Here is a 1,226-nt window from a genome sequence, read left to right as displayed (position 1 = left end):
CGATGGCCCGCTTTTTTTATCTCTCTTAAACGTCAGTGCCAAATCATCAGCGCGATCAGGCTGACCACGACCAGGCCGCAGAGGGCGCTGGTTAAAACAAAGTGGCGACGGACCCGCTCACAGCGACGAATAAACTCATCGTCATGGTGATCGCGATAGCGCTGGGCGTAGATATACCACACCAGACGCATCTGCTTACTGGGCTGGCCGTGCGAGGTAAAAAAGCCACCGCCATCCACATATTGATAGAGCAACGGATCGCAACCACGCAGGACAACCAACAGTGCGCGTAGCGATGAGAAATAACGCGCCATGTTAACCACACAAACGATGCACAAAGCCCAAAACAGCGCGACAGTGCTGACCATACCCCCTCCCCGGCGACCGCCCACGGAGATAGACTCCAGAGCTGACGCTCCCCGATTTCCGGCCAATGAGTTCTTTGAAGTGTGTACCAGAAGCCGACGTGGATCACAATTCTACATCCGAGCGGCTTATTAATAGTGTAGGAGATCTGTTAATTATTTCGCCACATCATCGATCTATATCAATGCTGTTAACGCTGTTTTTTGATGATCTAAATCGTGACCCAGGACAATTGACGACGGGTTTAGCGCGTTATAAGGTAGAAATATCTTCTACAATTAGATCCTTAAGGCCGGGCATCCCCCGCGCAATGGCACGCAGGACGCGGGACAGGCCGCAGCGCGAAAGTGGCGGCTGAATCCAACGGTCATCGACAACTTATGGAAGGAGTAACATCATGGCTTACAAACATATTCTCATCGCAGTGGATCTCTCCCCAGAGAGCAAGGTACTGGTCGACAAAGCCGTCTCTATGGCTCGCCCTTACAATGCAAAAATCTCCCTGATTCATGTCGATGTAAACTACTCCGATCTCTATACCGGGCTGATCGACGTTAACCTGGGCGATATGCAGAAGCGCATCTCTGAAGAGACGCACAACGCGCTGGCTGAACTCTCCACTAACGCAGGCTACCCGATTACCGAAACCCTGAGCGGCAGCGGCGATCTGGGCCAGGTGCTGGTCGACGCGATTAAGAAATACGATATGGATCTGGTGGTCTGCGGTCACCATCAGGACTTCTGGAGCAAGCTGATGTCCTCCGCGCGCCAGCTTATCAACACCGTTCACGTTGATATGCTGATTGTTCCGCTGCGCGACGAAGACGAAGATTAATCTCCATTAACGCCTATAAAACGCC

The 1,226-nt window shown here is 52.2% G+C and carries 2 protein-coding genes; one reads left to right on the top strand and one right to left on the bottom strand.

Features of this window, described 5'->3' with window-relative positions; genetic code table 11:
- Positions 1-32: 32 nt before the first annotated feature.
- Complete coding sequence (gene uspB, locus FN633_RS03520) at positions 33-368, bottom strand: universal stress protein UspB (protein WP_042394150.1); 336 nt, start codon at positions 366-368, stop codon at positions 33-35.
- Between the two features lie 395 nt (positions 369-763).
- Here uspB and uspA point away from each other — a divergent pair, with 395 nt between their 5' ends.
- Positions 764-1,201, top strand: coding sequence for a universal stress protein UspA (gene uspA / locus FN633_RS03515; protein WP_042394147.1), 438 nt, complete (start codon positions 764-766; stop codon positions 1,199-1,201).
- Positions 1,202-1,226: the final 25 nt, after the last annotated feature.

This window comes from Pseudescherichia vulneris, assembly GCF_902164725.1.
Classification (GTDB): Bacteria; Pseudomonadota; Gammaproteobacteria; order Enterobacterales; family Enterobacteriaceae; genus Pseudescherichia; species Pseudescherichia vulneris.
Note: the sequence above shows the minus strand (reverse complement) of the source record. Positions and strands in the feature narration are given on the sequence as shown.

What these genes read in the sequence shown, in the direction of transcription:
- uspB (WP_042394150.1), bottom strand. Translation starts at nt 368, where the DNA reads ATGGTCAGCACTGTCGCGCTGTTTTGGGCTTTGTGCATCGTTTGTGTG.
- uspA (WP_042394147.1), top strand. Translation starts at nt 764, where the DNA reads ATGGCTTACAAACATATTCTCATCGCAGTGGATCTCTCCCCAGAGAGC.